We start from the raw sequence: 26,065 nt of genomic DNA, 5'->3' as shown, positions 1-26,065 counted from the left end.
GTCACCTCAGTCGCCGATCGATGCGTCGTCGAACCGGATGGCGCGGTCGGCACGCGTCTCGTAGCCCGAGACCTGCGGCGACCACACCTGGATGACCGACGGGTTGTAGAGGTAGATGTAGCTGGCCTCGTCGGCGATGATCGTCGCGGCCTGGGCGTAGAGGCCCTTGCGCGCGTCCTGGTCGACCTCGACGCGAGCGGCGTCGAGCAGTCCATCGACCTCGCTGTTGGAGTACTTCTGCGCGTTGCTGGCCCCGTCAGTGTGGTGCTGCGAATAGTAGAAGTCGTCGGGGTCGATGTTGCCGAGCCAGCCCATCATGAGCATGTCGAAGTTGCCGGAGTTCTGCTCGTCGAGCCAGGTCGAGAAGTCGGGCTGGCGGATCTGCACGTCGATGCCGAGCGGTTCGAGGTTCGCGGCGATGATCTGTGCAGCCGTGACGGTCTCGGGGTAGTCGGACGTGGCCAGCAGGTCGAGCGTTCCGCCGGCGAAGCCGGCCTCGTCGAGCAGCCCGCGGGCGGTGTCGAGGTCGGTCGAGTACCGGTCGTACGAGGTGTACCAGACGCTCTGCTCGGGGATCGCGAGCTGGTTCTGGGCTGCGGTTCCGTAACTGACCGCCTGGACGATCGCGTCCCGATCGATCGCATACGCGATCGCCTGCCGCACCCGCACGTCGCTCCACGGTCCCCGCGCTTCATTCAGAGCCAGGTACCAGTAGTCGCTCGAGGGGGTGAGGCCGAGCTGCACGGCGTCGTCGCCCTGCAGGTCGGAGACCTGCTGCGTCGGCACGACATCGGTCCATTGGATGTCTCCGGCGCGGAGCGCGGCGAGAGCCGTCGCCGGCTCGGAGATGAAGCGGAACTCGACACCGCCGAGGTCGGGCGCACCACCCCAGTAGTCCTCGTTGGCGGCGAGGTCGATGCGGTCACCGGCCGTGTAGCTCGCGACCGAGAACGGTCCGGTGCCGATCGGCGCGGTGGTGATGTCGCCCGACTCGACGTTCTCCTTCTTCACGATCGCCATGCCCTTGAAGCCGCCGAGGTTGCTCAGCAGGTTCGGCGTGGGCTGCGACACGGTGATGACGACGGTGTCGTCGTCGGGAGCGGTGACGTCGGTGACCGCGCTGAACTTCCAGGCGTTGGCGAGTTCCTCGTCGATGATGCGGTCGTAGGAGTAGACGACATCCGCGCTGGTGAAGTCGGATCCGTCGTGGAAGGTGACGCCGTCGCGCAGATCGAAGGTCCAGGTGAGCTGGTCGTCGCTGACTTCCCAGCTCTCGGCGAGAGCGGGCTGCATCTCGAGGTTCTCATCGGGGGCGACGAGCGTGTCGAAGACGTTCTCGAGCACCTCGAACGCGAAGTACGAGCTCGTGCGATGCGGGTCGAGCTGGTCGGGTTCACCGCCGATGGCCGCGACGAGGACGTCTCCTTCGACGCCGGCGGCGCCGTCGAGGTCGACGCCTTCGCCCGCGGAGCAACCGACGAGGGTGAGCGCCGCGACGAAAGTCACGGCGCCGAATGCGGTGCGCTTGTTCATGGTCTGCCTATCGGGTCATCGGTCAGGGCATCATCGCTGGTGCATCATTTTGATGATGATTCGATCAGTATGTGCCACCATGAGGGAGGGCGACAAGCACAGGCCCATCTCGAAACAGAATCTTCACAATCGCCCCGCGAGAGGAATCGCATGACCTTCACCGTCCTGGCACGCGACGGCCGCACGGGCCTGATCGGCGCCGCCACGGCGAGCAGGTCGCTCGCCGTCGGCAACGCCGTCATCGAGGTGCGGCGGGGCGTCGGCGCGGCGGCGAGCCAGGCCTGGACCAACCGGGCGTTGCGGGGCCGCCTTCTCGACGCCGTCGCGTCGGGATCCGCAGCGGATGCCGTCGCCCTCATCCCCCATTGGGATGACGAGCCGGCACTGCGCCAGGCCGCCGTCCTGCCGTCGGCAGGTCCCGGCGCAGCGCACACCGGCGCGAACACCTCGCCGTGGAGCGGCCACCTCGTCGAGCACGACCTCGTCGTCGCCGGCAACCTGCTGACCGGCGAAGACGTGCTCACTGCCATCCGAGACGCCTGGATGGCAGGTGACGACGATGGCGAGGTCGCCCCGGCCCCCGATGCGGCCGCGTTCGCCGCGCGTCTCGTCGCCGCTCTCGCGGCGGGGGAAGCGCAAGGCGGTGATCGCCGGGGTCGCCAGAGCGCTGCGGTCGTCGTGACCTCGCCGAGTCTCGCCGGAGACGCATGGGTCGACCTCCGGGTCGATGACCACGGCAACCCACTCGCCGAGCTCCACCGGCTCGTCGAGCTGCGCGCGAGCGATCTGCGCGCGGATCTCAGCGCTCGAAGGGCGTAACGGCGCCGAGCACGACCGTCACATCGTCGTGCCCGTTGGCCCACCAGTGCGCCTCGGAACAGCCGTAGGTCACCGTGTCGCCGGCTTCGAGCCGCACGCGGCGCTCGCCCTGCGCGACGATGAGCACCCCGCGTTCGACCGTAACGGTCTCGGTGCCGATGTGCCGGAACGGGCGGCTCTCGTTGCTGAACCCGACCGGCAGGGTCGACCGGATCAGCTGCAGCATCGACTCCCCCCGGGGGGTCAGCAGTTCGCGGACCGACTGCTGATCGGCGGGGATGTCGGCGATCGGCGGCATCCGGTGCCCCTGGCCGGCGACCACGACGGCGAGCTCACCCGCCGGCTCGTCGAGCAACTGGCCGACCGGCACACCGAGGGCACCCGCGAGTCGATGGATCGACTGGAGCGACGGATTGCCCATTCCGCGCTCGAGCTGGCTGACGAGCCCGAAGCTCACTCCCGCCTTCTCCGCGAGGGCGTGCACGCTCAGCCCGAGGCGCTTACGCGAGTCACGGACGGTCGCGCCGAGAGCGCGCACCGCTTGGGCTTCGTCGGTCTCGGGAGGGCGCGTCACGCCTGTCACCCTACCGGCGACGACACCATGCGCCGGGGTGCATCACGACGACAGGGCGCCCGACCGTGTGGTCGGGCGCCCTGTCGAGAGGGGTCTGCTGATCAGCTGGCGGCAGCGAGGTTCTTCGCGACGTGCGCGTGCACGGCCTTCAGCCACGAGAGCAGGAACTCGGACGTCGACTCGTTGGTGACGGTGCCGTCGTCGTCGATCAGCCCCTCGGTGAGCTGCAGGTAGCCCTCGGGCTGCGAGAGCTCGGGCGACGCGAGGAACGAGAGGATCGAGCGCAGGTGCTGCTGCGCGACGGCGGTGCCCACCGCGCCGATGGAGATGCCGATGACGGCGGACGGCTTGCCGGCGAAGCTGTTGTCGCCCCACGGACGGCTCGCGGTGTCGAGAGCGTTCTTCAGGACGCCGGGCACCGATCGGTTGTACTCCGGGGTGACGATGATGACGCCGTCGGCCTTCTCGACCGCAGCCTTGAACTCGGCCGCTTCGGCCGGGATCGACGCGTCGTTGTCGGCCGAGTAGAACGGCAGCGCGGCGATCGGGATCTCGGTGAGCTCGAGGTCGGCCTGCGGGGCGAGCTTGGTGAGCGCCTTCGCAAGACGACGGTTGATCGAGGTCGACGAGATGCTGCCGACGATGACGCCGACGTTGTAGGTGGTCATGGACGAAACCTCCCGGGGGATCGATTCAGTTGCATACAGTGTACGCGTCGTCAGAATGTGAAAAGCCCCCGCGATGCGGGGGCTTTCTCGGTGGACCTGAGGGGATTCGAACCCCTGACCTCTTCATTGCGAACGAAGCGCGCTACCAACTGCGCCACAGGCCCGGAACTCCCCCACACTATCACGCTGTCAGGGTGCACCCGTGCGCGCACAATGGAGGGATGCGCCACCCCGCGGCATCCGTCATTCGCAACGTCCGTGTCGACGACGCCACCGCCGTCGACATCCGCATCGCCGACGGCCTGATCACTTCCGTCGAGCCGGCCACGCCGCAGGCGCCGTCGGCAGACGCGGGCGACACAGGCCTCGAGATCGACGGACGCGGGATGCTCGCGCTGCCCGGCCTCGTGAACACCCACGCTCACGTCGACAAGTCGTGGTGGGGCCTGCCGTGGCAGCCCTACGGCGGCGAGGGCGGCACCGACGGCCGCATCCGACACGAACGCGCCCGCCGCGACGAGCTGGGGATCCCGAGCGTCTCGACCACGGCGCATGTGCTGGAACAGTTCGTCCGTCACGGCACCACCGCCATTCGCACGCACGTCGATGTCGACCTGGGCGTCGCCCAGCGCGGCATCGAAGCGGTGCGCGAAGCGGTCGCGGCATACGACGGGGCCCTCCAGGTGCAGATCGTGGCCTTCCCCCAGGACGGCGTGCTGCGCCGCCCCGGCGTCATCGACCTGCTCGACGAGGCGGCCGCCGCCGGTGCGGAGTTCATCGGCGGGCTGGATCCTGCGTCGATCGATCGCGACCCGGTCGGCCAGCTCGACGCGCTCTTCCGCGTCGCCGCCGACCGCGGGGTCGGAATCGACCTGCATCTGCACGACCCGGCCGAGCTCGGCGCCTTCCAGATCGAGCTGATCATCGAGCGGACCGAGCGGTTCGGCCTCGCGGGACGCGTCAACCTCGCGCACGGGTTCGCGCTCGCACAGGTCGGCGCGTCGCACCGACGCGACCTGCTGCAGGCGATGGCCGCGCTCGACATCACGATGACGACAGTGGCGCCCCTGCGCCTCTCCCAGCTGCCGCTTCACGAGATGGATGCCGCGGGCGTGCGCTTCGGCTTCGGCACCGACGGCATCCGCGACCTGTGGAGCCCCTACGGCACCGGTGATCTGCTCGGCATCGCCTGGCAGTACGCCCGCGCCTCGAGCCTCGTCCGCGACGACGACCTGCGCCGTGTGGTCGACATCGCGACGGGCGGTTCGGCCCCCTTCGCGGGACTGCCGGTCGGCCGGATCGAGGCGGGCTCTCGCGCCGACATCATCCTCGTCGACGCAGAGAACCCGATGGACGCCCTCGTTCGGACGCCCGAGCGCGAGCTCGTCGTGGGGAACGGGCGCGTCCTGTTGCAGCGCTGAGCCGGGATCAGCCTGCTGCGCGCTGCGCGAGAAGTCGCCGGACGTGGTCCTCGATCTGCGCGTCGTCGACCTGACCCGTCGGCACGAACGCCGGGGTGGGTGCCTTGGCGGCGCGGCTGGCGGCAATGGATGCCGGCGCGCGACGCGCGGCCTCTCGCTGGATCGCCTCACCGACGGCGGCCTGACGGAGAGCTTCGCGCGCGTCGACCTCGTCGAGCACGGCGGCGGCACGCGACCCGGCCGAGGCCGTAAGCGGGCGGGGCAGCTCGCGGGGAGTCCAGGTGGCACGCGCGTCGGCGAACTCGAACTCGGGCACCACGGCCGAGGCCGGCTGGACGGTAGCGGTGACAGACGGCGCGACGACGGCAGAGCGGGCGGCGCGTCGAGCAACCGCAGCCATACGGTTGAGCACGACGGTGGCCACGAGCAGGGTCGCGATGCCCGCGATCAGCAGCGCGGCCGATCCGGACGATGCCAGCATCCAGCCGCCGGCGCCGCTCGCGCCGACAGCCAGCAGAGCGACGATCGTCGTCGCCAGGCGGAGACGGCGACGGACACGCGCGCGGTGCTCGGGCGACGTCATGCGTGCGGAGCGCGCGACACGCACTTCGCGGCGCGCTTCGATGAGCCGGCGGCGCTCGCTCTCGAGTCGCAGCTGCTCCTTCTCGTGCTGCACCTGACGCGCGAGCTTCTGCTGCGCCAGCGCGGTGCGCGTCGAGAGCTCGACCCGCACCTCCTCCGGCGCCTCAGCCGTCTCGGCGAGCACGCGCAGCGCCTGGTTCAGGCGGACGGCGTTGCGCTCGGCGGCGTCGTAGCGGTAACGACTGTGCCAGGACGGAAGCAGATAGACCATCCACAACGCGACCGCGACGAGGACGATCACGCCGCCGCCGAGAACCTGCCCACCCATGGGGACAACCGTACGTGGCATCCCGCGTGGTGACACCTCAGACACACGCGTGTCTGAAGTTCTTGTTCAACTTTAAGGTTCGAGTCCGGCCGCGCGACGGTCGGCACGGGGGATGGCCGCTGCATCAGGCGGCACTGCGCCCTCGAGCCAGCGCCCGAGGACGCCGCGCGGCACCTCCTCCGCGACGAGCGCGAAAGCGAAGTGATCGCGCCAGTCGCCGTCGATGTGGATGTAGCGACGGCGGAGTCCCTCGTAGCGGAATCCGAGCTTCTCGACCACCCGCAGGCTCGCCCGGTTCTCCGGCCGGATGCAGATCTCCATCCGGTGCAGCCGCAGTTCCTCGAAGCAGAGGTCGGTCGCCAAGGCGACAGCGGTCGGCGTGATGCTCTTGCCGGCGAACCGCTCGCTCACCCAGTACCCGATCGTCGCCGACGACAGTGAGCCGCGCGCGATGCCCCAGACGTTCAGCTGTCCCGCGATCTGCCCGTCGTGCTCCATGACGAAGGGCACACCGGCGCCATCACGGTACTGCTGCAACAGACGCCGGATGCCGAGCCGCATGTCGAAAGACACCGGCCCGTCCGGGCTCGTCGCCTCCCACCGCTGCAACCAGGAACGGTTCGCGAGGAGTTCTGCCTGCAGAGTGCGGGCATCGCGCGGCCTGATCAGCCGAATGGCCACCGGTCCGTGGTGGCGGGGTGCGGTGGCATCCACGCGCGTTCCGGTTCTCGTGTCAGAGGTTTCCGACGAAGTCCTTCAGCCACGGGCGGAGCTCGGGTCCGAGGTCATCACGGTCAGAGGCGAGCTGCACGATGGCCTTGATGTAGTCCAGTCGGTCCCCGGTGTCATAACGGCGTCCGCGGAAGACGACACCCAGGACTCCCTCGGTCGTCGCGAGCTCCTGCAGCGCATCGGTCAGCTGGATCTCGCCACCCTTGCCCGGCTCGGTCCGTTCGAGGATCTCGTAGACGTTCGGCTTGAGCACGTACCGACCGATGATGGCGTAGTTGGACGGAGCGTCCTCCTTCTTCGGCTTCTCGACCAGGCCCGTGACCTTCACGACATCGGGGTCGTCGGTCGGCTCGACCGCGGCAGCGCCGTACAGATGGATCTGGTCGGGATCGACCTCCATGAGCGCCACGACGGTCAGGCCCGAGCGCTCCTGCTCGGCGAGCATCTTGGGCAGCAGCGGGTCGCGCTCGTCGATGAGGTCGTCGCCGAGCATGACGGCGAAGTTCGAGTCGCCGACGTGCGCGCGGGAGCGCAGCACCGCGTGACCGAGACCCTTCGGCTCGCCCTGACGGACGAAGTGGATGTCGGCGAGGTCGGACGACTCCTGCACCTTGCGGAGCTTGACGTCGTCGCCCTTGCGGGTGAGGTTGTGCTCGAGCTCGGGGACGGAGTCGAAGTGGTTCGAGAGGTTGTTCTTGTTGCGACCGATGATGATCAGGACATCGTCGATGCCGGCCTGCGTCGCCTCTTCGACGACGTACTGGATCGCGGGCTTGTCGACGACCGGCAGCATCTCCTTCGGCATCGCCTTCGTCGCGGGAAGGAAGCGGGTACCGAGACCCGCGGCAGGGATGACGGCCTTGATGCGCTGCTGAGACATGGGTCCACCATATCGATCAGGTGGCGCAGGCGAGTGGTTTGATGCCCACCCTTTACAATCGGGGGCATGTCCGACGCGATCGACAACGCCAAGCGCGCTCTGCGGGCGGACCTCCGCGAACGCCGGTACGGGATGTCGGATGCCGCTCGCGCAGCTGCGGCAGACGGCATCCGCACACAGCTCCGCGAACTCGTCGCCAGCACCGGTGCCCGCTCGATCTCGTGCTACCTCTCGGCGCCGACCGAGCCCGGCACGCGCGCCTTCATCGACGAAGCCGTGGCCGCGGGCGTCCGGGTACTCCTGCCCATCAGCCGCAACGACGGTCTGCTCGACTGGGTCGTCGCCGAGCCGGGCGCCGCCGTTTCGGACGGACTGTTCGGCATTCCCGAGCCCATCGGTGAAGTGCTCAGTCCGATCTCCGTCGGAGAGGTCGATCTGCTGGTGATCCCCGCCGCGGCGGTCGACTCCGCCGGCATGCGTCTCGGCTGGGGCCGCGGCTACTTCGACAAGACCCTCGGTTCGATGGAGAACCGCCCGCCGGTGTACGCCGTGCTCTTCGACTCCGAACTCGTCGAGGAGGTGCCGCGCGATCTGCACGATCAGCCGGTCACCGGCGTCGTCACTCCCACCCGAACCGTCGTCCTCGCCCCCGAGGCGCACTGAACACCGAGGAACCATGCCCACCTACGCCTACGCCTGCAAGTCGTGCGGGCACCGCTTCGATGCGGTCCAGTCCTTCGCCGACCCCGCTCTCACGGTCTGCCCCGAGTGCTCGGGCGAGCTGCGGAAGCAGTACGGGTCGATCGGCGTGACCTTCAACGGCGGCGGCTTCTACCGCACCGACTCCCGCGCGAGCGGCTCGGGGGCGGACACGTCAACCGGTGGCGGCGACTCGTCGTCTTCGGCATCATCGAAGTCCGAGGCGAAGTCCTCCCCCGCCGCGGCGGGCTCGTGACACCCGGCGCGTCCGGAGAGAGGAGAGCCATGATCAAGGGCTTCCGCGACTTCATCATGCGCGGCAACGTCATCGACCTGGCGGTCGCCGTGGTCATCGGCGGTGCATTCACCGCCGTCGTCAACGCGATCGTGTCGAGCATCATCAACCCACTCGTCGAGCTGTTCTACCAGCCCAACGAAGAGGGCATCGCCGGCCCGACGCTCACCGGGATCTACGGTCAGCCGGTCGCGTTCCCCCTGGGGGGACTCATCAGCGCGATCATCAGCTTCTTCGCCGTCGCTCTCGTGGTCTACCTCGTGTTCGTCGTTCCGATGAACAAGTGGAAGGAGCGTCAGGCCGCCAAGGCCGGCGTCGTCGAAGAGGCGGCGAAGCTCCCGACCGAGCAGGAGCTCCTCATCCAGATCCGCGATCTGCTGGAGAAGAACAACGCCGCGACCTCTGCTTCGAGCGCCGCAGCCGCGACCACCGACGCCCCGCTGCGCCGTTCGCAGAACACTCCCCCGGCGGCGCCGTCCGCCTGACCGGATCAGTAGTGCGGCGGAACCTCGTTCCGCATCCGCGCATCATTCGGACCGGATGCCCCGGCCGCGCCCTCGGCGCCGGCCGGGGCATCCGTCGTCTCATCGGCCGATGTCGGCTCGGCCGTCGTACCCGGAGCGGCGGTCAGTCGAGCTCGGCGGCTGCCGACCCGCTCGACCCGCTGTCGGTCACTCGATGACATCGAGCGGCTCGGTGCTCGCGTCCGCGGTCGGTGCCTCGGGCTCGACGCCCAGGATCGCAGCGACACGCGCGGCCACACCGGCGGGGTCGCTGTAGAGGTCGAACGAGTGCACGCGGATGTAGTGCCATCCCAGCCGCCGCAGAATCTGGGGACGCAGCCGCAGCGACTCCCGGAGCGACTGCCCGATCGTCTCGGGGTCGCCCTCGACGACGACGGCCTTGCCGTCGCGCTGAGCGACCAGCGGCAGCAGCCCGCGGTACGCGACATCGACCGCGACGCCCAGACGGCGGAGGTTCTGCGCGAGGGCCAGAGTCAGCGGGTCGGCGAGGTCTTCGAGACGGGCCTCGCGAGCGCGTGCCGCGATTCCCCCGAGGATCGACATGAGCGTGGCGGCGCCGTTCTCGAGTCGTCCGTCGTCGAACGCCGACGGCCGGATCGACGACACGATCACCATGGAACGGCGGGCGCGCGTCATGCCGACCGTCAGCAGCCGCTCACCATCCGGCCCCGACAGCACACCGAAGTCGCTCAGCACGCGCCCGTGGCGCGTCAGACCGTAACCGAGCGAGAACACGACGCGGTCTCGGCTCTCGGCGACCGACTCCTCGAGCCCGAGCACGGCGAACGGCTCAGCCGTCTCGCGGCCGACGAACTCGGCGACATCCGATCGTCCGGCGAAAGCAGCCTCGACGGCGGCCCGGATGCGGAGGGCGTGTTTGGTCGACGCCGTGACGACCATCAGCGACTCGTTCGGCCGGTTGACGGCGTGCTCGACGACGAGCGTCACGACACGGGCGACCTCGGCATCGGGGCTCTCGACCGCTCCCGAGTCGGGGTCCGGTGCACCGACACCGCCCTCGACGTAGTCGACGCTGAGGCTGCCGCGTCCAAGATACGAGCCGGCCCAGGGGAACGAGACGATCTCGCCCCCGTAGAAGGCCTCGTTGACGAGTTCGGCGAGGTCTTCGCCGCCCGCGCGGTAACTGCGGGTCAAGGTCTCGACCGGAACGATCTCGGCGAGGCGCTCGAAGACGCTCCGCTCGTCGGGGTCTGCGATCGGCTCGTCCGACGGATCGCGGTCGGCGGCGATCTCGAACGGGGTCGGGCGCTGCGTGACGGGGTCGCCGAACGCGACGATCTGCCGCCCGCGGCGAAGGGCCGAGGCCGATTCGGCGACGCTCAGGGCGCCGGCATCCGCCAGGATCACGACGTCGAACGCGGGCCGGGCCGGCAGGGAGGCCACCTCGTAGGGCGACGCGATCCAGACGGGCGCGAGCGTGCGCAGGAGCTTCGGCGCGACGGCGAGCAGTTCGGCAGCCGACGCTGTGCCCTCGCGCAGCGCGGCCTTGAGCGCCGCGGTCTCGTCAGCCTCGTCGACGATCGCGATCTTCCATCGCGTCGCGAGCTCGGCCGCCAGCTGCTGCCCCGCCGAGGCGGCGTGCGCCTCGTCGACGAGGCGGAAATCGCGTTCGAGGCGATCGACGACGCTGGTGTTGGCTCCGAGCAGTGCACGGTCGCTGCGAAGCATCGCCTCGAGGGCGGACTGCCACCAGGCGAACTCGAACTCCGCCGCGACGCGCTCCTCGGGCACATGGCGCACCGAGAGCTCGGTGAGCAGGCCCTCGAGGCCGAGGGAGGCGAGTTCACCGCGCAGCGTCGCTCGTTCGACGAGGTTGTCGAACACGTCGGACTCGGCGGCGAGCCCGGCGAGGATGCGCACGAGCTCGGGGATCGGCGTCGCGAGCAGATCGTGCCCCGGGCCGAGCACGCGCGAGAGTTCGGCGAGGTCGGCGTCGACGCGCTGCCACGAGGTCGCGACCGCGTCGAGACCCGCGGGGATCTCGGGGACGACGCCCACTTCGGCCAAGCGCTGCCACTGTTCGCGCTGCTTCTGCACGCGCACGAGGGCGTCGTGCATGTCGGTGACGTGCATGCCCGGCCGGACGTACTCCTTCGAGAGCCGTCGCAGGCGACGCCGTGTCGCACCGTTCATCTCGGGAGTGTCGCGGCGGGTGGAGTGCGCCTCGATCAGATCGCCCAGCGGACGCTCGAAGACGGTCAGGCTGAAGCGGTCGAGCGACGCGCGGATCCCCTGGAGGAGGCGGATGTACGCACCGAGCTCGGCGAGCGTCGTGAACGGCCGCATCCGGGTCTGCCCGATGAGCTCGTATGCGCGCTCGAGGATCTCGGGGATCTCGGTGCGGTGCAGGCGGCCTGCCAGAGCGTGTGCGGCGCGTGCCTGCTCGGTCGTCTCGAACGCGACGCCGTACCACGGCGAGTCATCGGGCCCGAAACGGAACTCGCCCAGCCGAGCGGCGGTCGCGAGCGATGCGGCCGCTTCGGCGCGACGCGTCGAGAGGCGCTGGAGGGTCGCGGCATCGAAGCGCGTGGCTGCCGACGGCTGCGGCGACTCGGCCGCGATCGTCGTCAGCTTCTGCAGCACTTCGAGCGGCGAGACGCCGAGCATGGGATGCCGCTGCGTCAGCGAGACGCGATAGTCGCGCAGAACCGTGCGCAGCCGAACGAGGGCGTCGTCGATCTCGCCCATCTTCGGGTGCTGCGCCTTCTCGTTCCGGGCGATCGCGCGAATGAGGTCGCGGTGGACACCCCGGGGCGAGACGGCCAGCCCGGGCAGCCCGATGCCGGCGAGGCGGTGACGGACCCCCTCCAGAGTGGAGCGGCGGGCGCTGACGACGAGGACGCGCTTGCCACGGCGGACCAGCTCGCCGACGGCGTTGATGATCGTCTGCGTGCCGCCCGTGCCCGGCAGCGTGTGGACGACGAGCGACTGCCCGGCGACGATCCGGTCGAGGACGCCTTCCTGCTCGGCGTCGGCGTCGAGCAGCAGTCGGTCGGATGCCGGCGGGCGGTCGTCCGAGGGCACGGCGTCGGGAACGGGGTAACGGGTCGCGACGAGCGCGCGGTCGTCCTCGTGGCCGGCGAGAGCGTTGAGCACGGGGACGTCGAGGTCCGCCGCGTCGCGCTCGGCGCGAGCGGCGACATCCGCGAACGTCGAGACGATCAGCCGCGGCTGGACCGTGAAGGTGTCGACATGGGCGGTCAGGGCGCGCAGATGGTCGATGACGGGCTGCGGCTTGAAGACGCCGCCGTCGTACGCGAGCGCAGCGAGCCCGCGCCGGTCGAGGTCGATTCCGAAGTGCGCACGCGCGATCTCGACGAGTTCGGGATTGACGGAGAACGAGCCGTGGAGCTTGAGATCGAAGTCGCCGTGATGGCGGCGGATGGCGAGCGGGCGGAGAAGGACCGGGGCGTTGTAGGTGAGACCTCCGGCCCGCCACGAGGCGAATCCGACGCCGAGGTGGACGGTGTCGAGGCCGCGCGTGGTGCGGAGTTCGACGTCCTTCGCGGTGATGCGCCCGGCGGCGAGGCGGGCCGTGCGCAGCGCCACCTCGTCGCGGAAGAGGTTCGACAGGAGCGTCGAACGGCCGGTGATGAACTGCGGGAGGCTGCCCGGATGCGCCTTGGTGATGTCGATGCCGACATCGTCGGAAGCGATGTAGTGGAGCAGCGTCGAACGGCCGCCGAGGCGGGCGGCCTGCACACGGATGCGTTCGCGCTCCGGGTCGGCAACGTGGGCGACGGCGACGTCGTCTTCGGCGACATCGAGTTGCGCCGGGGTCACCGAATCGACCCGAACCTCGTCGGCTGCGTCCGGACGGACGGCTCCTCGATCTCCTCGCCACACAGCACACACCCTAAGCGGCGCGCCTGCATCCGACCCTCAGGCGCCGCCGAGTTTCGCGCTATTTCCGACACGCCGGACGATCGGCGGTTCCTCCCCCGGCGCCTGTCGCCGCCGCCCATCCCCCGCATCGTCCCCGCGCGCCGGGCGCAGCGGGGCCGCCCAGGATGATGGAGCCATGACCGACGCAGCATTCGCGGTGCACCCCACGCCGATCGGCGATGCCCTCCTCGTCGTGACCGAGACCGGCCTCGCCCACCTCGACATCCTCGACCGCCCCGCCGAGATCGCCCTCGCCGACCTCGCCCCGAGCCTCGGCGCGCTCCCGGTCCACGACCCCGGCGCGGTTGCCGACGTGGCCGCCGAACTCGACGAGTACTTCGCGGGCCGGCTGCGGCACTTCCGGACGCCGATCGACTGGCTCCTGGCCCCGCCGGGATTCGCCGGCGCCGCACTGCGCGCGGTGTGCCGCGTTTCCTACGGCGAGGTGGCGACCTACGGCGAGATCGCGATCACCGCCGGCTCACCGCGAGCGCACCGAGCTGTCGGGTCTGCGTGCGCGCGGACGCCGATCTCGATCGTCGTGCCCGCACACCGTGTCGTCCGCAGCGACGGATCGATCGGAGAGTACGGCGGCCATCCCGAGCGCAAGCGATTCCTGCTCGACCTCGAGAGCCGAGCCGACTCCGGCCGCGTGTAGGCCGCGCCGGAACGGCGACGGCCCCGGGCAGCGCGCCCGGGGCCGTCGTCTCGATCAGCGAGGTGTCGCGGCCTAGTGATCGACCGCCTTCTCCGCGCCATGACCGGTCAGAGAACGCACCTCCATCTCGGCCGCCTTCACCGGGTCCTCCCGCCGCCGCTCGGTGACTGAACCCAGCCAGCCGAGGAAGAAGCCCAGCGGAATCGACACGATGCCCGGGTTGTTGAGCGGCCAGATCGCCGTGCCGACGTTCTTGAACACGCTGGTCTCGGTGCCCCAGAAGACGGGCGACAGGATGATGAGGATGATGGCTGCCGCCAGGCCGCCGTACATGCTCCACACCGCGCCCCGCGTCGTGAACTGCCGCCAGAAGAGCGAGTAGATGATCGTCGGGAGGTTCGCCGAAGCCGCGACGGCGAAGGCGAGGGCCACCAGGAACGCGACGTTCTGTCCCTGCACGCCGATGCCGCCGACGATCGCGAGGATGCCGATCACGATGACCGTGCGGCGAGCGACCTTGACCTCGCCGTCGGGCGGCACGTTCCCCTTCTTGACGACGTTCGCGTAGATGTCGTGCGCGAACGACGCCGCCGCCGTGATCGTGAGGCCCGCCACGACCGCGAGGATCGTCGCGAAAGCCACCGCCGAGATGAAGCCGAGCAGCAGGGGGCCACCCAGTTCGAGGGCGAGCAGTGGAGCAGCGGAGTTGACCCCGCCGGGCGCCGAGGCGATGCGCTCCGGACCGACGAGCGCGCCCGCACCGTAGCCGAGCACGAGGGTGAGGAGGTAGAAGAGGCCGATGAGCCAGATCGCCCACACCACCGAGCGACGGGCCTCTTTCGCGGTGGGCACCGTGTAGAAGCGCATGAGGACGTGCGGCAGACCCGCCGTTCCCAGCACGAGCGCGACCGCGAGCGAGATGAAGTCCCACGGGTTGGCGCCGTACTGCAGGCCCGGTCCGAGGATCGCCTCTCCCTTCGGCGAGGCGGCGACCGCGCTCTCGAGGAGCGTGTTGAGGTTGAACCCGTTGATCGCCAGCACCCAGATCGTCATGACGAGCGCGCCGCCGATGAGCAGGAACGCCTTGACGATCTGCACCCACGTCGTGCCCTTCATGCCGCCGATCAGCACGTAGACGATCATCAGCACGCCGACGACGGCGACCACGATCGACTGGCCGACCTGCTCGGTGATGCCCAGCAGCAGTGAGACCAGACCGCCCGCTCCCGCCATCTGCGCGAGCAGGTAGAAGAAGCACACCGCGAGCGTGGTGATGGCGGCCGCCATCCGCACCGGCGTCTGCTTCAGCCGGAACGACAGCACGTCGGCCATCGTGAACTTGCCGGTGTTGCGCATGAGCTCGGCGACGAGCAGCAGGGCGACGAGCCAGGCCACGAGGAATCCGATCGAGTACAGGAACCCGTCGTATCCGTTGATCGCGATCGCGCCGCAGATGCCGAGGAAGGATGCCGCCGACAGATAGTCGCCGGCGATCGCGAAGCCGTTCTGCGGCCCGGTGAACGAACGGCCCGCGGCGTAGTAGTCGGCCGCGGTCTTGTTGTTGCGGCTGGCACGGATGACGATGAACAGCGTCACCGCGACGAATGCGCCGAAGATCGAGATGTTCAGCACCGGGTTGTTGTCGACGGTCTCCCCCGCCGCGACGACGGCCGCCCCCAGGCCGTTCACCGCTTCCCAGAATCCGTTCACGAGCCGGCCTCCTGTCGCTCGAGATCGTTCCGGATCGCCGACGAGATCGGGTCGAGCTTGTGGTTGGCGTACCAGACGTAGCCCATGGTGATCGCGAAGGTCGTGACGAACTGGCCGAGCCCGAACAGCAGACCGACGGTGATGTCACCCCAGACACGCTGCGCCATGAAGTCGGTCGCGAACGACGACAGCAGCACGTAGACGAAGTACCAGACGAGGAAGACGATCGTCAGCGGCCATACGAAGCTGCGGTGCTTGCGCTTGAGTTCCCGGAACGGCGCCGACTCCTCGACGGCGACATAGTCCACTCCGCCGGGAGGCGGCGAGTGGGTGGGCGATGCGGTCATGTGGCCTCCTTGCCTCATGGTGAGCAGCTCTCCAGCGGTCGTCGTCGTCGAGCGACCGCGATGGTAGGGTCGACGCTACGAAAGGCGGCAACGAGGCCGTCACCCCCGGAAGTAGGTAGTGCGTGACGGCACTGGCGGCACCCGAGAACGACGCGCAACTGGTCTCCCGCGCGGTCGATGACCTCGCGCGCAGCACACGCTTTCCCGTCGTCTTCGGCGGCCTCGAGAGCCAGGGCTCGGTTCACGTCACCGCGATCGCCGGAGCGCGGTCGCATTCCATCGACGATCTGGTGGTGCGCGCCGGCCGCGGGCTGGGCGGCGCCGCGATGGTCGAACGGCGTCCGCGGCTCGCTCTCGACTACCGCACCGCGCGCACCATCACGCACGACTACGACCGGGCCATTCTCGGCGAGGGCATCGCCACCCTCTTCGCCGTACCGATCGTCACCGAGGGCCGGGCGCGCGGGGTGCTGTACTGCGGTTCCTGGTCGCAGGCTCCGGTGGGCGACCTCGTGGCGCGTCCGGCGTTCCGAGCGGCTGACGCGATCAGCACCGAGCTGCGCATCCGCGACGAGGTGCAGCGTCGGCTGGCGCTGGCGCCGGCACCCGAGTCCGCGGCCGGCCTCTCCCCCGCCGCGCGAGAGGATCTGCGCGAGAGCTTCGCCGAGCTGCGCAGCATCGCCGCGACGATCGACGACGCCGACCTGCGGGCGCGGCTGGCGGCGATCGAGCGCCGCCTCACCACAGTCGCGGGCGACGGCGCGGCGTCGGCGAAGGATGCCGAGGTGCAGCTCTCTCCGCGCGAGCTCGACGTTCTCGCCTGCTGCGCCCTCGGCTCGACGAACGCGGAGATCGGGGCGGCGCTGAGCCTCAAAGAGGGAACCGTGAAGTCGTACCTCCAGGCGGCGATGGCCAAGCTCGACGCGTCGACCCGTCATGCGGCCGTCGCGCGCGCGCGGCGTCTCGGCCTGCTGCCCTGACCGCGGATTCAGGCGGCGATGCGCAGGCCGGCGACCTGCTCGGCGATGACGGCGCCGTACTCCGTGATCATCCGGTCTCGACCCAACCGGTCCCGAGCGGCGAGCGCGGCGCCTCCGAACGCGACGCGCTCCTCGACGGCACGACCCCAACCGGCCGCGATCGCATCCGGGTTGCGCGGGGTGACGATGCCGATCCCCTCGACGAGACGGGCCGCGTCGCCGACATCCGTCGTGACCGGTACCGCGCCGCTCGCCGCCCCCTCCAGCAGGCACAGGGGGGCCGCCTCGCCGAACGCGCTCGTGAGTGAGACGACGTCCGCGGCGCGGTAGATCGCGGGCATGTCGTCACGGATGCCGAGAGCATGGATGCGGTCGCCGCCGATGACCTCCAGCAGCTCCGTGAGACGGGGGTTCTCGCGCGTCATCCCCGCTCCGCACATGACGTAGTGCGCATTCGGCACGAGCGCTCGATGCGCGGCGACCGACCGCAGGAACAGCTCGGGATCCTTCATCGCGTCGAACCGAGCCGCATAGGCGACGACGACCGCCCGGTCGGGGATGCCGAGCTCACGCCGCACGCGGTCACCCCCGCGGGTGACCGACGGCTCGAAGCGCGAGAGGTCGATGCCGTTGTCGACGACATGACGCTGCGTGTCGCCCAGGACCGATGCGTAGGCGGCATCCGTCGACCGCGCGCATGACACCGCCGCCGTGACGATCCCGCGACGGACGCTCTCACCCAGCCACTCCAGAGCATCGCCCGAATGCTCCGGGTCGGACCGGTGCAGGCACGTCACGACAGGCCGGTCGGGCAGCATCATCGCCTCATCGAGAGCGAGCAGGAGTCCGAGCGGCTGCTCCTTGAGGGTGAGCACGACGTCGGCCGCGGCGATAGCGCGCGCCGCGGTGCGCAACTGCCGCGACGAGAAGGCGTGCGGCGCGTGCGGCACCGGCCCCGCCGTCTTTCCCAGAGACGTGATCCCGATGCCCGAGGCGCGCAGCGCCCGATACCGCGGGTCGCCGGCCATGTGCTGGACGGTCGACTCGCGCCGCGCCCGCGACGCGATGGCGAGCACGCTGTGGTGCTGTTCGCCCCGCGCGTGGAGGCCGGCGACGACATCGCTGTGCAGGATTCGAGCCCCGCCGGCGAAGAAGCCCTCGGTGAGGGAGAGGACGCGAAGCGGAGCGCTCATTCAGGACCTTCGGGATCGACGCGGCGGGTGCGATCCATCGTGCGGCAACGCCCGCCCGCGGCGAGTGAACCGCGGACGAGCGTTGCGTGAACGAACGGCGCCGGACGCCGGTCCCGAGAGCCGGGCTCAGAGGATGGGCTTGCCTCCCGTGACCGCCAGACGTGCGCCCGAGATGTACGACGCTTCGTCCGACGCCAGCAGCACGTAGGCCGAGGCGAGCTCGGCAGGCTGCCCGGCGCGTCCCAGCGGCGTCTGCTCGCCGAAGCTCTCCACCGCATCCGACGGCAGGGTCGCCGGGATCAGCGGGGTCCAGATGGGCCCCGGGGCGACGCCGTTCGCGCGGATGCCGCGCTCGCCCAGCATCTGCGCGAGCGACGCCGTGATGCTCGCGATTGCCGCCTTCGTCGCCGCGTAGGGCAGGAGGTTGGGCGAGGGCTGGTCGGACTGCACCGAGCTCGACCCGATGATCGACGATCCCGGCCCCATGTGGGGCAGGGCCGCCTTGACCAGGTGGAAGTACGCGTCGACGTTCGTCGCCCACGTGAAGTCCCACTCCTCGTCGGGGATCTCCTCGAGGGTCTCGCGGTTCATCTGGAAGGCGGCGTTGCTGACGAGGATGTCGATCCCGCCGAGCTCTTCCACGGTGCGGCGGACGACCTCACGGCAGTGGGCCGGGTCGGAGATGTCACCCGGGATGAGGACGGCGCGGCGCCCGGCCTCTTCGACGAAGCGCTTGGCCTCTTCGGCATCCTCGTGCTCGTCGAGGTAGCTGATGGCGACATCCGCTCCCTCGCGGGCGTAGGCGAGCGCCACAGCCTTTCCGATGCCGCTGTCGCCGCCGGTGATGAGCGCGCGCTTGCCGGCGAGCTTCCCGGAGCCGCGGTAGGTCTCCTCGCCGTAGTCGGGCTTCGGCACCATCGCCTGGTCGGTTCCCGGGACGTTCTGCTGCTGGGGTTCCATGGTCATCCCTCTCTGTCGTCGAACGGTGCTTCTACCCGATCCCCCTCAGCCGTCGGATTCACGGGGCTTGACACGAGAGGGCCGAGTCCGGCATCGCGCGACCGTGCGCGGGCCGCTTCAGTCGACGCCGCGCGAGCGGGCGATGGCCGCAGCGGGGGCGATGCCGCCGTCGCGCCAGACCGCGCCGTGGCCGGGCAGCACGAGGTGCGCACCCGTCGCGGCGAGCAGCGAGAGCGAGTCCAGCGCCTCGTCGCTGTGCGCCGTGGCCGCGCGAGCGACGACCCGCGGACCGGTGCGTCCCGTGTACGGATCGAGGGTGACCAGTGCGTCTCCGGTGAGCAGGATCCCGGCCGATTCGAGGAGGAACGCGCAGTGCCCGTCGGTGTGGCCGGGTGTCGCGATCGGGAGAATGCCGCCTGCGAGCGGGATGGAGTGTCCGGGCACGATCGACGGATCGGTCCGCACGCCCTTCACCCCGAGCGCCCCCGCGCCCACCATCCTGGCCAGGATCGGGAGCGCCGCCGGGTAGCGGAAGGGATACGGGAACCGGGCGGCCTCGTGCGCATAGCGGTACGGATGCCGGGCCAGCTCCTCGTCGCCGGGGTGGACGTCGGCGACGAGGTGGTGCTCGTCTGCGAGGCGCTCGCACATCCCCACGTGGTCGAAGTGTCCGTGGGTGAGCAGCAGCGCGTCGATGTCGGACGGGTGGGCGCCCACAGCCGCGAGGGCCTGTTCGAGGAGCGGCCACGTGCGCGGGAGTCCCGCGTCGATGAGGACGAGCCCGTCATCGGACGCCACGAGGTAGGCGTTCACGCCGCCGCGGGCGAGTTGATACACACCCTCGGCGACCTCGGTCACGCGCGGTAGGTGATCGGTCATGGCTCCCCCTCCGGTCCCGCCCGATGATCCGCGGGGGCTAGGAGGAGCGCGCGGGGCTTGACAGATCGATCGGCCGTCACCCGCCGCGCGGGCGTGATGGTTGCACCGAGCCCGGGAGGAGTCAAGGCCGGTGGCGTGCGCGGCGGGCCCGACGTACGTTCGCCGCGCCGGCGCACTCGGCGTTCGGCCGATCCCCAGGAGGCGAGATGTTCTTTCATCGACAGGAACTGCAGTTCGAGGCCCGTCCGGAGAAGCCCGACGCGATCTTCGCGCGACGGATGCAGGAGGTGCTCGGCGGCCAGTACGGCGAGATCACCGTGGCCATGCAGTATGGGTTCCAAGCGTGGAACGCCCACATCCCGGGCAAGTACCGCGACCTGCTCTACGGCATCGGGGCGGAGGAGTTCGGCCACGTCGAGATGCTCGCGATCATGATCGCGCAGCTGCTCGAGAAGGCCCCGGCCGAGCAGTCCGAGGCTGCGGCGAAGTCCGACCCCGTCCTCGGCGCCGTCATGGGCGGCATGGATGTGCAGTCCGCGATCGTCGCCGGTGCCGGTGCGCGCCCGGTCGACTCGAACGGCAACCCGTGGCAGGGCTCGTACATCACCGCGAGCGGGAACCTGCTCGCCGACTTCACGGCCAACGCCAACGCCGAGATGCAGGGCCGCGTGCAGGTCGCGCGGATCTACCACATGACCGACGACAAGGGGGTCCGGGACATGCTCTCGTTCCTCCTGGCGCGCGACACGATGCACCAGAACCAGTGGATCCGCGCGGCGCAGGAGCTGCGCGAAGAGGGAGTGGAGGACATCCCCGTGCCGTCGAACTTCCCGCTCTCGAACGAGGCGCGCGAGCACGCGTACAAGTACATCAACTTCTCCGACGGTGCCGCGGCAGCCGAGGGCTCGTGGGCATCGGGCCCCACCCCCGACGGCAAGGGCGAGTTCACGTACCTCGACGGACCCGACACCTCGGTTCCGATGCCCCCGCCCACGCAGCCGGACCCCCGGTTCTACGGCACCGACGCGAAGCCGAACCTCCTCGACAAGGCCGAGGGCGTCATCCGCGACAAGCTCTGATCCTCGGCGGGGCACGGTCGCGGGCGCCGCGGCCGTGCCCCGGTGCAAGGGATCTCACCCGACACCCCGATCGGATGCCGTTCCGGCCGGGGTGTCGGTGGTGATCCCTTGCATCGGCGCGCACCGTGGCCCGGGCGGGCGCGCGGTCAGTCGGCTCTGAAGCCCGAGAGCTTGTGCGTGCCGTCGCAGAACGGCTTGATCGCGCTCACGCCGCACCGGCAGAGAGCCATCGTGCGCCGGTTGCGCGGGATCGGGTTGCCCGCGTCATCGAGCAGTTCGACGTCGCCCCGCACGAGCAGCGGCCCGTCGGGGCACGCGGTGATGGTCACGGATGCACCGCGGTGCTCGCTCATCGTGTCTCCTTCTTCCGTAGCGTTCTCATGCTGTTCGCCGCTTTCCGCAGTCGCGTGCCCCGGTAGGGCACCCCGCCGCGCAGGCGCAGCGACAGCGCCACCCAGCTCGTCACGCCTCGCTCGACGACCCAGGGGACGGCCCACAGCGCATCCGTTCGCCCGAACACCCCGCCGCCCCCATCGCGGCGGCGCCCGGCCTCCGCGACGGCGATGACCGCCACCCCGGCGAGCGCGAGTGCTGCCGGTCGCCGGCGTAGCGCGAGGATGAGCGGAACGACTGCCAGCTCCACCGCGAGCCGAGCGGGCTGCGCGAGGCTGTCGTACGCCTGGCGCACGCGCTGCTCGCGAAAGCGGCCAGCAGTCGCGGGCCGGCGCGCGACGAAGATGTCGCGTGCGATGCGACGACGGCCGCCGCGGGCGAGGACCGTGCGTTCGAGCTCAAGATTCTCGAAGAGGACGTCGGTGTCGTAGCCGGGGCGCGCGCGGGCGGTCCGCACGGCGACGGTTCCGGAGAAGTCTCCCCCGAAGGCCCGGTTGACGAGGGTTCGGCCCGTATCCCAGCGGGCGTGCCACGGGCGGGGTCGCTGCCAGATGTTCTGAGGCCGGACGATGTCGGCATCCGCCAGCGCCGCAACCACCCGTTGCAGCGCGCCGTCGTCGTACCGGACGTCGTCGTCGGCGATCACGGTCACCGGATGCCGGGCGAGGAGAAGCCCCGTCATCGCTCCGCGTGCCTTCCCATTGCGGCCGGGGACCGACGGCGGAACCACCCGCACGGCGTTCCAGTCTCGGCGGTGGGCGGCGAACAGGTGCGCGGGCGAGCCGTCGACGACGGTGACGTCGACGCGACGGGCGAGCCAGGCGAGGTACTCCCCCAGCTCGGCCTCATCGGCCCGATGGGTCTCGTCATCCCAGCGCAGGGGCAGAACGTACTCGACGTCCTCGCGCATCACGCCGTGAGGTCGGGAAGAACGCCGCCGCGGAGCGCGCTGCGCCCCGCCTCCCAGGCGGCAAGCACATGGTCGCCCACGAGGTCGTCCAGGACCAGGCACGCGCGGGCGCCGAAGAGGATGTCGGGCAGCAGGTCGGGCTCGTCCTCGGCGAGGGACCCCGCGAGGTCGCGGCCGGCGATCTGCTCGTGCACGGCGTCGGCCTCGACGTGCTCGTCGAAGTACCACGTGACATCGGTCCCGAATCCGAGGCGGCGGAAGCCGTCACCGTAGGAGCGATTGGGGATCGACGAGGTCATCTCGAAGGCCGCGAGGTGACCGACGACCGCGCCGCGCAGGCGACGGTGGAGCCCGAACAGCGACATGGCGTTGTGGCTGGCGAGCACGACAGCGGGCACCGTGTCGATGTACGCGCCGTACGTGTCGTCGAGGCCCACGCCGCGCACGGTCTGGGCGAAGATCGTCGCGTGCACGCGTGCCGGGTCACCGCCGCCGTACTCGTCGGACTGGATCTCGACGAGCGCCGCCTTCGAGCGACCGCTGAGCCGCGGGATCGCCCACGAGTGCGGGTCCGCTTCGCGCAGCGTGTAGACGGTGCGGAGGATGAGGAACTCGCGCAGCTGCTCGAGCGATGCCTTCTTCGCGACGTATCGCGACATGCCGGGCCCCGCGGTCGGGGCGGTCAGGTCGAACAGCCAGCGAGCAACGGCGTCACGGTCGGGCTCGGGCGGGTCGACGACCTCGGCCGAATCACGCAGGGCCGCTTCGAAGGCGCGCTCGATGCGGCCGCGCGCGGCGATGAGCGACGGCTCCCACTCCCACGAGGCGTCGAGGCCGGGCAGCGAGCCGTAGTGGAGGGCGTACATCAGGAACAGGGCGAGCTGCAGGTCATCGTCGCGGAGAATGTCGCCCGTCTCGGCGAGCGCGCGACCGACGATCTCGGGAGCATCGACGGGCAGACCGCTCGTCGCCGGTGCGACGAGCACCCGCTGGAGCATGGCGCTGACAGGTCCCCTCGAGCAGAACGGCAGAGGGTCGGCGATGCCGAGATCGATCGGGACGGTCTCGATGGTGGTGCTCATGGGGCTCCTCGGGGGTGACAGCCGTGACCGTACGTGCCCCGCGCGGCATCCTTCGAGCGGGTTGACCGGCATCATCCGCGTGTGCAAGCTCACCTCACGGAACGGGCGCGACGCGCGCGGACGATAGCGCGCAGTCGTCGGCTCGTCCAGCCCGTGGGCCGTCGCCGGGCTGCGGCCGCATCGTGGCGGCACCGTGTCCGCCCGAACCCCGGCAGAGAGGCGATCGATGAAAGCCATGACCTACCGCGGACCGTACAAGGTCCGTGTGGAAGAGAAGCCCGATCCGCGCATCGAACACCCCCATGACGCGATCGTGCGGGTGACGCTCGCGGCCATCTGCGGCTCGGACCTGCACCTCTACCACGGCATGATGCCCGACACCCGGATCGGTCACACCTTCGGCCACGAGTTCATCGGCGTCGTCGAGCAGCTGGGCGGTGCGGTGACGAATCTCGCCGTCGGCGACCGGGTCATGGTGCCGTTCAACATCTACTGCGGATCGTGCTACTTCTGCGCACGCGGGCTGTTCTCGAACTGCCACAACGTCAACGCCAACGCGACCGCGGTCGGCGGCATCTACGGCTATTCGCACACGGCGGGCGGATACGACGGCGGTCAGGCCGAGCGCGTGCGTGTTCCCTTCGCGGATGTCGGACCCACCGTCATCCCGGATTGGATGTCGGACGAGGACGCGCTCATGCTCACGGACGCCTATTCGACGGGTTACTTCGGCGCCCAGCTGGGGAGCATCGTCGAGGGCGACACCGTCATGGTGCTCGGTGCCGGGCCGGTGGGTCTCGCGGCGGCGCAGTCGGCCTGGCTCATGGGTGCTGGGCGGGTCATCTCGTTCGACCACCTCGACTACCGCCTGACGAAGGCGCGCGAGTTCGCCCATGCCGAGACGGTGAACATCTCCGAACACAGCGACGTCGTCGTGGAGATGAAACGGATGACCGACTACCTCGGCGCCGACGTCGTCATCGATGCCGTGGGTGCCGAGGCGGACGGCAACGTCACCCAGCACGTCACCTCTGCCAAGCTCAAGCTGCAAGGCGGCTCGCCCGTCGCCCTGAACTGGGCCATCGACGGAGCACGCAAAGGCGGATCGGTCTCGGTGATCGGTGCGTACGGTCCGCTGTTCAGCGCGGTGAAGTTCGGCGACGCCCTCAACAAGGGACTCACGCTGCGGATGAACCAGGCACCGGTCAAACGGCAGTGGCCGCGCCTGTTCGAGCACATCCGTGCGGGGTACATCTCGCCGAGCGACATGATCACCCACCGCATCCCTCTCGACCACATCGCCGAGGGTTACCACATGTTCTCGTCCAAGCTCGATGACTGCGTGAAGACGGTCGTCGTCCCCTCGGAAGGCTGACCCATGACCTCGAACCGCTCTGACGTGCCGACCCCGTACACCGCGAGCGCGCCCCGCCCGGCTCCCGACCGCGCGGCGCTGCGCGCCCGCATACCGGGATGGGGCGTCGACCTCGATCCCGCCGACCGCCCCTCCGGTACCGTCGAGAAGATCGACGAGGCCGCCGCCGAGCGCGGGATGCCGCCGCGCCAGGGCCTCGACCCGCGCCGCGAGCGCTCGATCGAGCACGCCTTCCTCACCCCCGTCTACGGCACGGCGCAGCCGCTTCACGGACTGTCCGGTCGTATCCGCAGGCTCGGATACGACCGGTTCAGCGAGGGGCGCGCCGCGCACTGGCTGCTCCTCATCGCCGGCGATCGCGTCGAGGCGATCGGTGCGCATCTGCGTTCGTTCGCGACCACGCGGCCCGATAACCCGATCACCGAGACCGGTGTTCTGAGCGAGGCCCGGCGGCATCCGATCCGGTCGCGGTTCGGACGCGGCCGCGTCGATCAGCGCCACACGTGGCTCGACCCCGTTCTCGTCGCGGGTCCGTGGGTGCTCGCCGCTTGGGGCGTGTTCCGCCTCGTGCGCCGGGCAGTCCGGCGGAGCTAGCCCGGGCGGGCGGTCAGCGCCGAGGTGTCTCGGCGACGGTCGCCGGATCAGCGAGGGGTTCGAAGAGCGCGCCGTCACTCGGCGGCGTCTTCGCACCGCGACGGACGCGCGCATCGGCGATGTCGGCGGACAGGCGCGCGGTCACCCGTGGCGCCAGCCGCGCACCGATGAGCGAGGCCCGTGCCTTCCAGCCGGCGGGCTGCGCGACCCGCGGGTGCAGGCCCGCACGAAGGATGGCGTCGACGACCGGTTCCGGCTCATCCATGAGCGGCATCCGCAGCGCCCGGCCCGCGTGGTTGCCCGCGTGCCGCCAGAAGGGTGTCCGCACGGCCCACGGCAGCACGGCAGCCACCGCGACGCCTGAGACTCCCGTGAGCCGGAGCTCCTGCTGCAACGTCTGGGTGAGGCTGAGCAGCCCGGCCTTGGTCGCCGCGTACGAGGCCTGGTAGGCCAGGGGCACGACGCTCTCGACCGAGGCCGTGTTCACGAGCACGCCGGATCCCTGCGCGATGAATCGACCCAGCGCGACGTGCGCTCCGCGCATGGCCCCGATGAGGTTCGTCTCGACGACGCGGACGTGCTCCTCGATCGGGACGTCGCCGAACAGGCCGATCGTGCCGACCCCGGCGTTGTGCGCCCAGACGTCGATGCGCCCGAACACCGTTTCCGCCTCGTCGGCGAGGCGCTCGAGGTCACCCGGGCGCGAGACATCGCCGACCACGGCATGCGCTCGTCCCCCGGAATCGCGGATGCGCTCGACGAGGCTCGTCAGCGCGTCCGCTCGTCGGGAGAACACGACGACGGCCGCCCCGAAGTTCGCCGCGCGCAGGGCGACGCCTCGCCCGATGCCCGTCGAGGCCCCCACGACGACGACGGTAAGCCCGGACAGGTCGGCGAGACGCGAAGAAGCAGCCATGCTCGAAGCATCGCTGCCACCGCGCTCA

26 protein-coding genes and 1 tRNA gene are annotated in these 26,065 nt (G+C 70.2%); 10 read left to right on the top strand and 17 right to left on the bottom strand.

Going from position 1 to position 26,065, the window contains the following annotated elements; genetic code table 11:
• Positions 1–6: 6 nt before the first annotated feature.
• Positions 7–1,533 (bottom strand): ABC transporter substrate-binding protein, encoded by a 1,527-nt coding sequence (locus ABIC53_RS03400; RefSeq protein ID WP_323985948.1) that lies wholly within the window; start codon positions 1,531–1,533, stop codon positions 7–9.
• A 150-nt stretch (positions 1,534–1,683) separates the two neighbouring features.
• On the opposite strand from ABIC53_RS03400, the gene ABIC53_RS03395 reads away from it, so the two are divergent.
• The gene (locus ABIC53_RS03395; RefSeq protein WP_323985949.1) at positions 1,684–2,352 is read left to right on the top strand and encodes a DUF1028 domain-containing protein; all 669 of its coding nucleotides are present in this window, start codon (positions 1,684–1,686) and stop codon (positions 2,350–2,352) included.
• Here ABIC53_RS03395 and ABIC53_RS03390 read toward each other — a convergent pair.
• The 3 genes from ABIC53_RS03390 to ABIC53_RS03380 form a co-directional block, all read right to left on the bottom strand.
• On the bottom strand, positions 2,333–2,926 hold the full coding sequence (locus ABIC53_RS03390) for a helix-turn-helix domain-containing protein (protein WP_323985951.1): 594 nt from the start codon (positions 2,924–2,926) through the stop codon (positions 2,333–2,335). The genes ABIC53_RS03395 and ABIC53_RS03390 overlap by 20 nt on opposite strands.
• A gap of 101 nt (positions 2,927–3,027) precedes the next feature.
• On the bottom strand, positions 3,028–3,594 hold the full coding sequence (locus ABIC53_RS03385) for an NADPH-dependent FMN reductase (protein ID WP_323985953.1): 567 nt from the start codon (positions 3,592–3,594) through the stop codon (positions 3,028–3,030).
• A 91-nt stretch (positions 3,595–3,685) separates the two neighbouring features.
• Positions 3,686–3,758, bottom strand: a tRNA-Ala gene (locus ABIC53_RS03380).
• A 57-nt stretch (positions 3,759–3,815) separates the two neighbouring features.
• On the opposite strand from ABIC53_RS03380, the gene ABIC53_RS03375 reads away from it, so the two are divergent.
• Positions 3,816–5,015: an amidohydrolase family protein gene (locus ABIC53_RS03375; RefSeq protein WP_354450421.1), complete on the top strand. Its 1,200-nt coding sequence runs from the start codon at positions 3,816–3,818 to the stop codon at positions 5,013–5,015.
• A 7-nt stretch (positions 5,016–5,022) separates the two neighbouring features.
• Here ABIC53_RS03375 and ABIC53_RS03370 read toward each other — a convergent pair whose 3' ends face one another.
• From ABIC53_RS03370 to galU, 3 genes are all read right to left on the bottom strand, one after another.
• The gene (locus ABIC53_RS03370) at positions 5,023–5,925 is read right to left on the bottom strand and encodes a large exoprotein (protein ID WP_274178576.1); all 903 of its coding nucleotides are present in this window, start codon (positions 5,923–5,925) and stop codon (positions 5,023–5,025) included.
• A 72-nt stretch (positions 5,926–5,997) separates the two neighbouring features.
• Complete coding sequence (locus tag ABIC53_RS03365; protein WP_354450419.1) at positions 5,998–6,639, bottom strand: GNAT family N-acetyltransferase; 642 nt, start codon at positions 6,637–6,639, stop codon at positions 5,998–6,000.
• Between the two features lie 19 nt (positions 6,640–6,658).
• Positions 6,659–7,537 carry a UTP--glucose-1-phosphate uridylyltransferase GalU gene (gene galU, locus ABIC53_RS03360; RefSeq protein WP_112617022.1) on the bottom strand — a complete coding sequence of 293 codons (879 nt, stop codon included), beginning with the start codon at positions 7,535–7,537 and terminating at the stop codon, positions 6,659–6,661.
• Between the two features lie 66 nt (positions 7,538–7,603).
• Here galU and ABIC53_RS03355 point away from each other — a divergent pair, with 66 nt between their 5' ends.
• From ABIC53_RS03355 to mscL, 3 genes are read left to right on the top strand one after another with little or no spacing between them, the layout of a single operon-like run.
• Positions 7,604–8,200, top strand: coding sequence for a 5-formyltetrahydrofolate cyclo-ligase (locus ABIC53_RS03355; protein ID WP_112617023.1), 597 nt, complete (start codon positions 7,604–7,606; stop codon positions 8,198–8,200).
• A 13-nt stretch (positions 8,201–8,213) separates the two neighbouring features.
• Positions 8,214–8,492, top strand: a complete 279-nt coding sequence (locus ABIC53_RS03350) for an FmdB family zinc ribbon protein (protein ID WP_282501084.1) — start codon at positions 8,214–8,216, stop codon at positions 8,490–8,492.
• 29 nt (positions 8,493–8,521) lie between these two features.
• Complete coding sequence (gene mscL / locus ABIC53_RS03345) at positions 8,522–9,016, top strand: large conductance mechanosensitive channel protein MscL (protein WP_282501085.1); 495 nt, start codon at positions 8,522–8,524, stop codon at positions 9,014–9,016.
• A 186-nt stretch (positions 9,017–9,202) separates the two neighbouring features.
• Here the strand turns inward: mscL and ABIC53_RS03340 are convergent, their stop codons facing one another.
• The gene (locus tag ABIC53_RS03340; RefSeq protein ID WP_354450416.1) at positions 9,203–12,931 is read right to left on the bottom strand and encodes an AAA family ATPase; all 3,729 of its coding nucleotides are present in this window, start codon (positions 12,929–12,931) and stop codon (positions 9,203–9,205) included.
• Between the two features lie 166 nt (positions 12,932–13,097).
• On the opposite strand from ABIC53_RS03340, the gene ABIC53_RS03335 reads away from it, so the two are divergent.
• Entirely contained in the window at positions 13,098–13,619 is a 522-nt protein-coding gene (locus ABIC53_RS03335) for a methylated-DNA--[protein]-cysteine S-methyltransferase (RefSeq protein WP_354450414.1), read from the top strand.
• A 72-nt stretch (positions 13,620–13,691) separates the two neighbouring features.
• Here ABIC53_RS03335 and ABIC53_RS03330 read toward each other — a convergent pair whose 3' ends face one another.
• Both ABIC53_RS03330 and ABIC53_RS03325 read right to left on the bottom strand, forming a co-directional pair.
• Entirely contained in the window at positions 13,692–15,308 is a 1,617-nt protein-coding gene (locus ABIC53_RS03330) for a monocarboxylic acid transporter (RefSeq protein WP_354452150.1), read from the bottom strand.
• A gap of 17 nt (positions 15,309–15,325) precedes the next feature.
• Positions 15,326–15,676: a DUF485 domain-containing protein gene (locus tag ABIC53_RS03325; protein ID WP_112617029.1), complete on the bottom strand. Its 351-nt coding sequence runs from the start codon at positions 15,674–15,676 to the stop codon at positions 15,326–15,328.
• Positions 15,677–15,798: 122 nt separating this feature from the next.
• Between ABIC53_RS03325 and ABIC53_RS03320 the strand changes: the two genes are divergently transcribed.
• Positions 15,799–16,656 carry a LuxR C-terminal-related transcriptional regulator gene (locus ABIC53_RS03320; RefSeq protein ID WP_354450412.1) on the top strand — a complete coding sequence of 286 codons (858 nt, stop codon included), beginning with the start codon at positions 15,799–15,801 and terminating at the stop codon, positions 16,654–16,656.
• Positions 16,657–16,664: 8 nt separating this feature from the next.
• On the opposite strand, the gene ABIC53_RS03315 is transcribed toward ABIC53_RS03320, so the two are convergent.
• From ABIC53_RS03315 to ABIC53_RS03305, 3 genes are all read right to left on the bottom strand, one after another.
• Positions 16,665–17,849, bottom strand: a complete 1,185-nt coding sequence (locus ABIC53_RS03315) for a glycosyltransferase (RefSeq protein ID WP_354450410.1) — start codon at positions 17,847–17,849, stop codon at positions 16,665–16,667.
• Positions 17,850–17,975: 126 nt separating this feature from the next.
• Positions 17,976–18,815, bottom strand: a complete 840-nt coding sequence (locus tag ABIC53_RS03310; RefSeq protein ID WP_354450408.1) for an SDR family oxidoreductase — start codon at positions 18,813–18,815, stop codon at positions 17,976–17,978.
• 111 nt (positions 18,816–18,926) lie between these two features.
• Positions 18,927–19,688, bottom strand: a complete 762-nt coding sequence (locus ABIC53_RS03305; protein ID WP_354450406.1) for an MBL fold metallo-hydrolase — start codon at positions 19,686–19,688, stop codon at positions 18,927–18,929.
• Between the two features lie 206 nt (positions 19,689–19,894).
• Between ABIC53_RS03305 and ABIC53_RS03300 the strand changes: the two genes are divergently transcribed.
• Entirely contained in the window at positions 19,895–20,767 is an 873-nt protein-coding gene (locus tag ABIC53_RS03300) for a manganese catalase (RefSeq protein ID WP_112617034.1), read from the top strand.
• Between the two features lie 146 nt (positions 20,768–20,913).
• Here the strand turns inward: ABIC53_RS03300 and ABIC53_RS03295 are convergent, their stop codons facing one another.
• Genes ABIC53_RS03295 through ABIC53_RS03285 form a run of 3 tightly spaced genes read right to left on the bottom strand, consistent with a single transcriptional unit; the run spans position 20,914 to position 23,152 of the window.
• Positions 20,914–21,120, bottom strand: coding sequence for a CDGSH iron-sulfur domain-containing protein (locus ABIC53_RS03295; RefSeq protein ID WP_112617036.1), 207 nt, complete (start codon positions 21,118–21,120; stop codon positions 20,914–20,916).
• Positions 21,117–22,070 (bottom strand): glycosyltransferase family 2 protein, encoded by a 954-nt coding sequence (locus ABIC53_RS03290; RefSeq protein ID WP_354452148.1) that lies wholly within the window; start codon positions 22,068–22,070, stop codon positions 21,117–21,119. The genes ABIC53_RS03295 and ABIC53_RS03290 overlap by 4 nt, the downstream gene beginning before the upstream one ends.
• On the bottom strand, positions 22,070–23,152 hold the full coding sequence (locus ABIC53_RS03285; protein WP_354450403.1) for an iron-containing redox enzyme family protein: 1,083 nt from the start codon (positions 23,150–23,152) through the stop codon (positions 22,070–22,072). Before ABIC53_RS03285 ends, ABIC53_RS03290 begins: the two co-directional genes overlap by 1 nt.
• A 226-nt stretch (positions 23,153–23,378) precedes the next feature.
• Between ABIC53_RS03285 and ABIC53_RS03280 the strand changes: the two genes are divergently transcribed.
• Positions 23,379–24,527, top strand: a complete 1,149-nt coding sequence (locus tag ABIC53_RS03280; protein WP_274178586.1) for a zinc-dependent alcohol dehydrogenase — start codon at positions 23,379–23,381, stop codon at positions 24,525–24,527.
• Positions 24,528–24,530: 3 nt separating this feature from the next.
• Positions 24,531–25,121 (top strand): hypothetical protein, encoded by a 591-nt coding sequence (locus tag ABIC53_RS03275; protein WP_354450400.1) that lies wholly within the window; start codon positions 24,531–24,533, stop codon positions 25,119–25,121.
• Between the two features lie 13 nt (positions 25,122–25,134).
• Here the strand turns inward: ABIC53_RS03275 and ABIC53_RS03270 are convergent, their stop codons facing one another.
• Entirely contained in the window at positions 25,135–26,037 is a 903-nt protein-coding gene (locus tag ABIC53_RS03270) for an SDR family NAD(P)-dependent oxidoreductase (protein WP_354450398.1), read from the bottom strand.
• Positions 26,038–26,065 lie beyond the last annotated feature (28 nt).

Origin of the sequence: Microbacterium sp. 1262 (genome assembly GCF_040544895.1) — a bacterium.
In the GTDB taxonomy this organism is placed as follows: Bacteria; Actinomycetota; Actinomycetes; order Actinomycetales; family Microbacteriaceae; genus Microbacterium; species Microbacterium plantarum.
The sequence above is the reverse complement of the archived record's forward strand: the minus strand, read 5'-3'. Positions and strand labels throughout refer to the sequence as shown.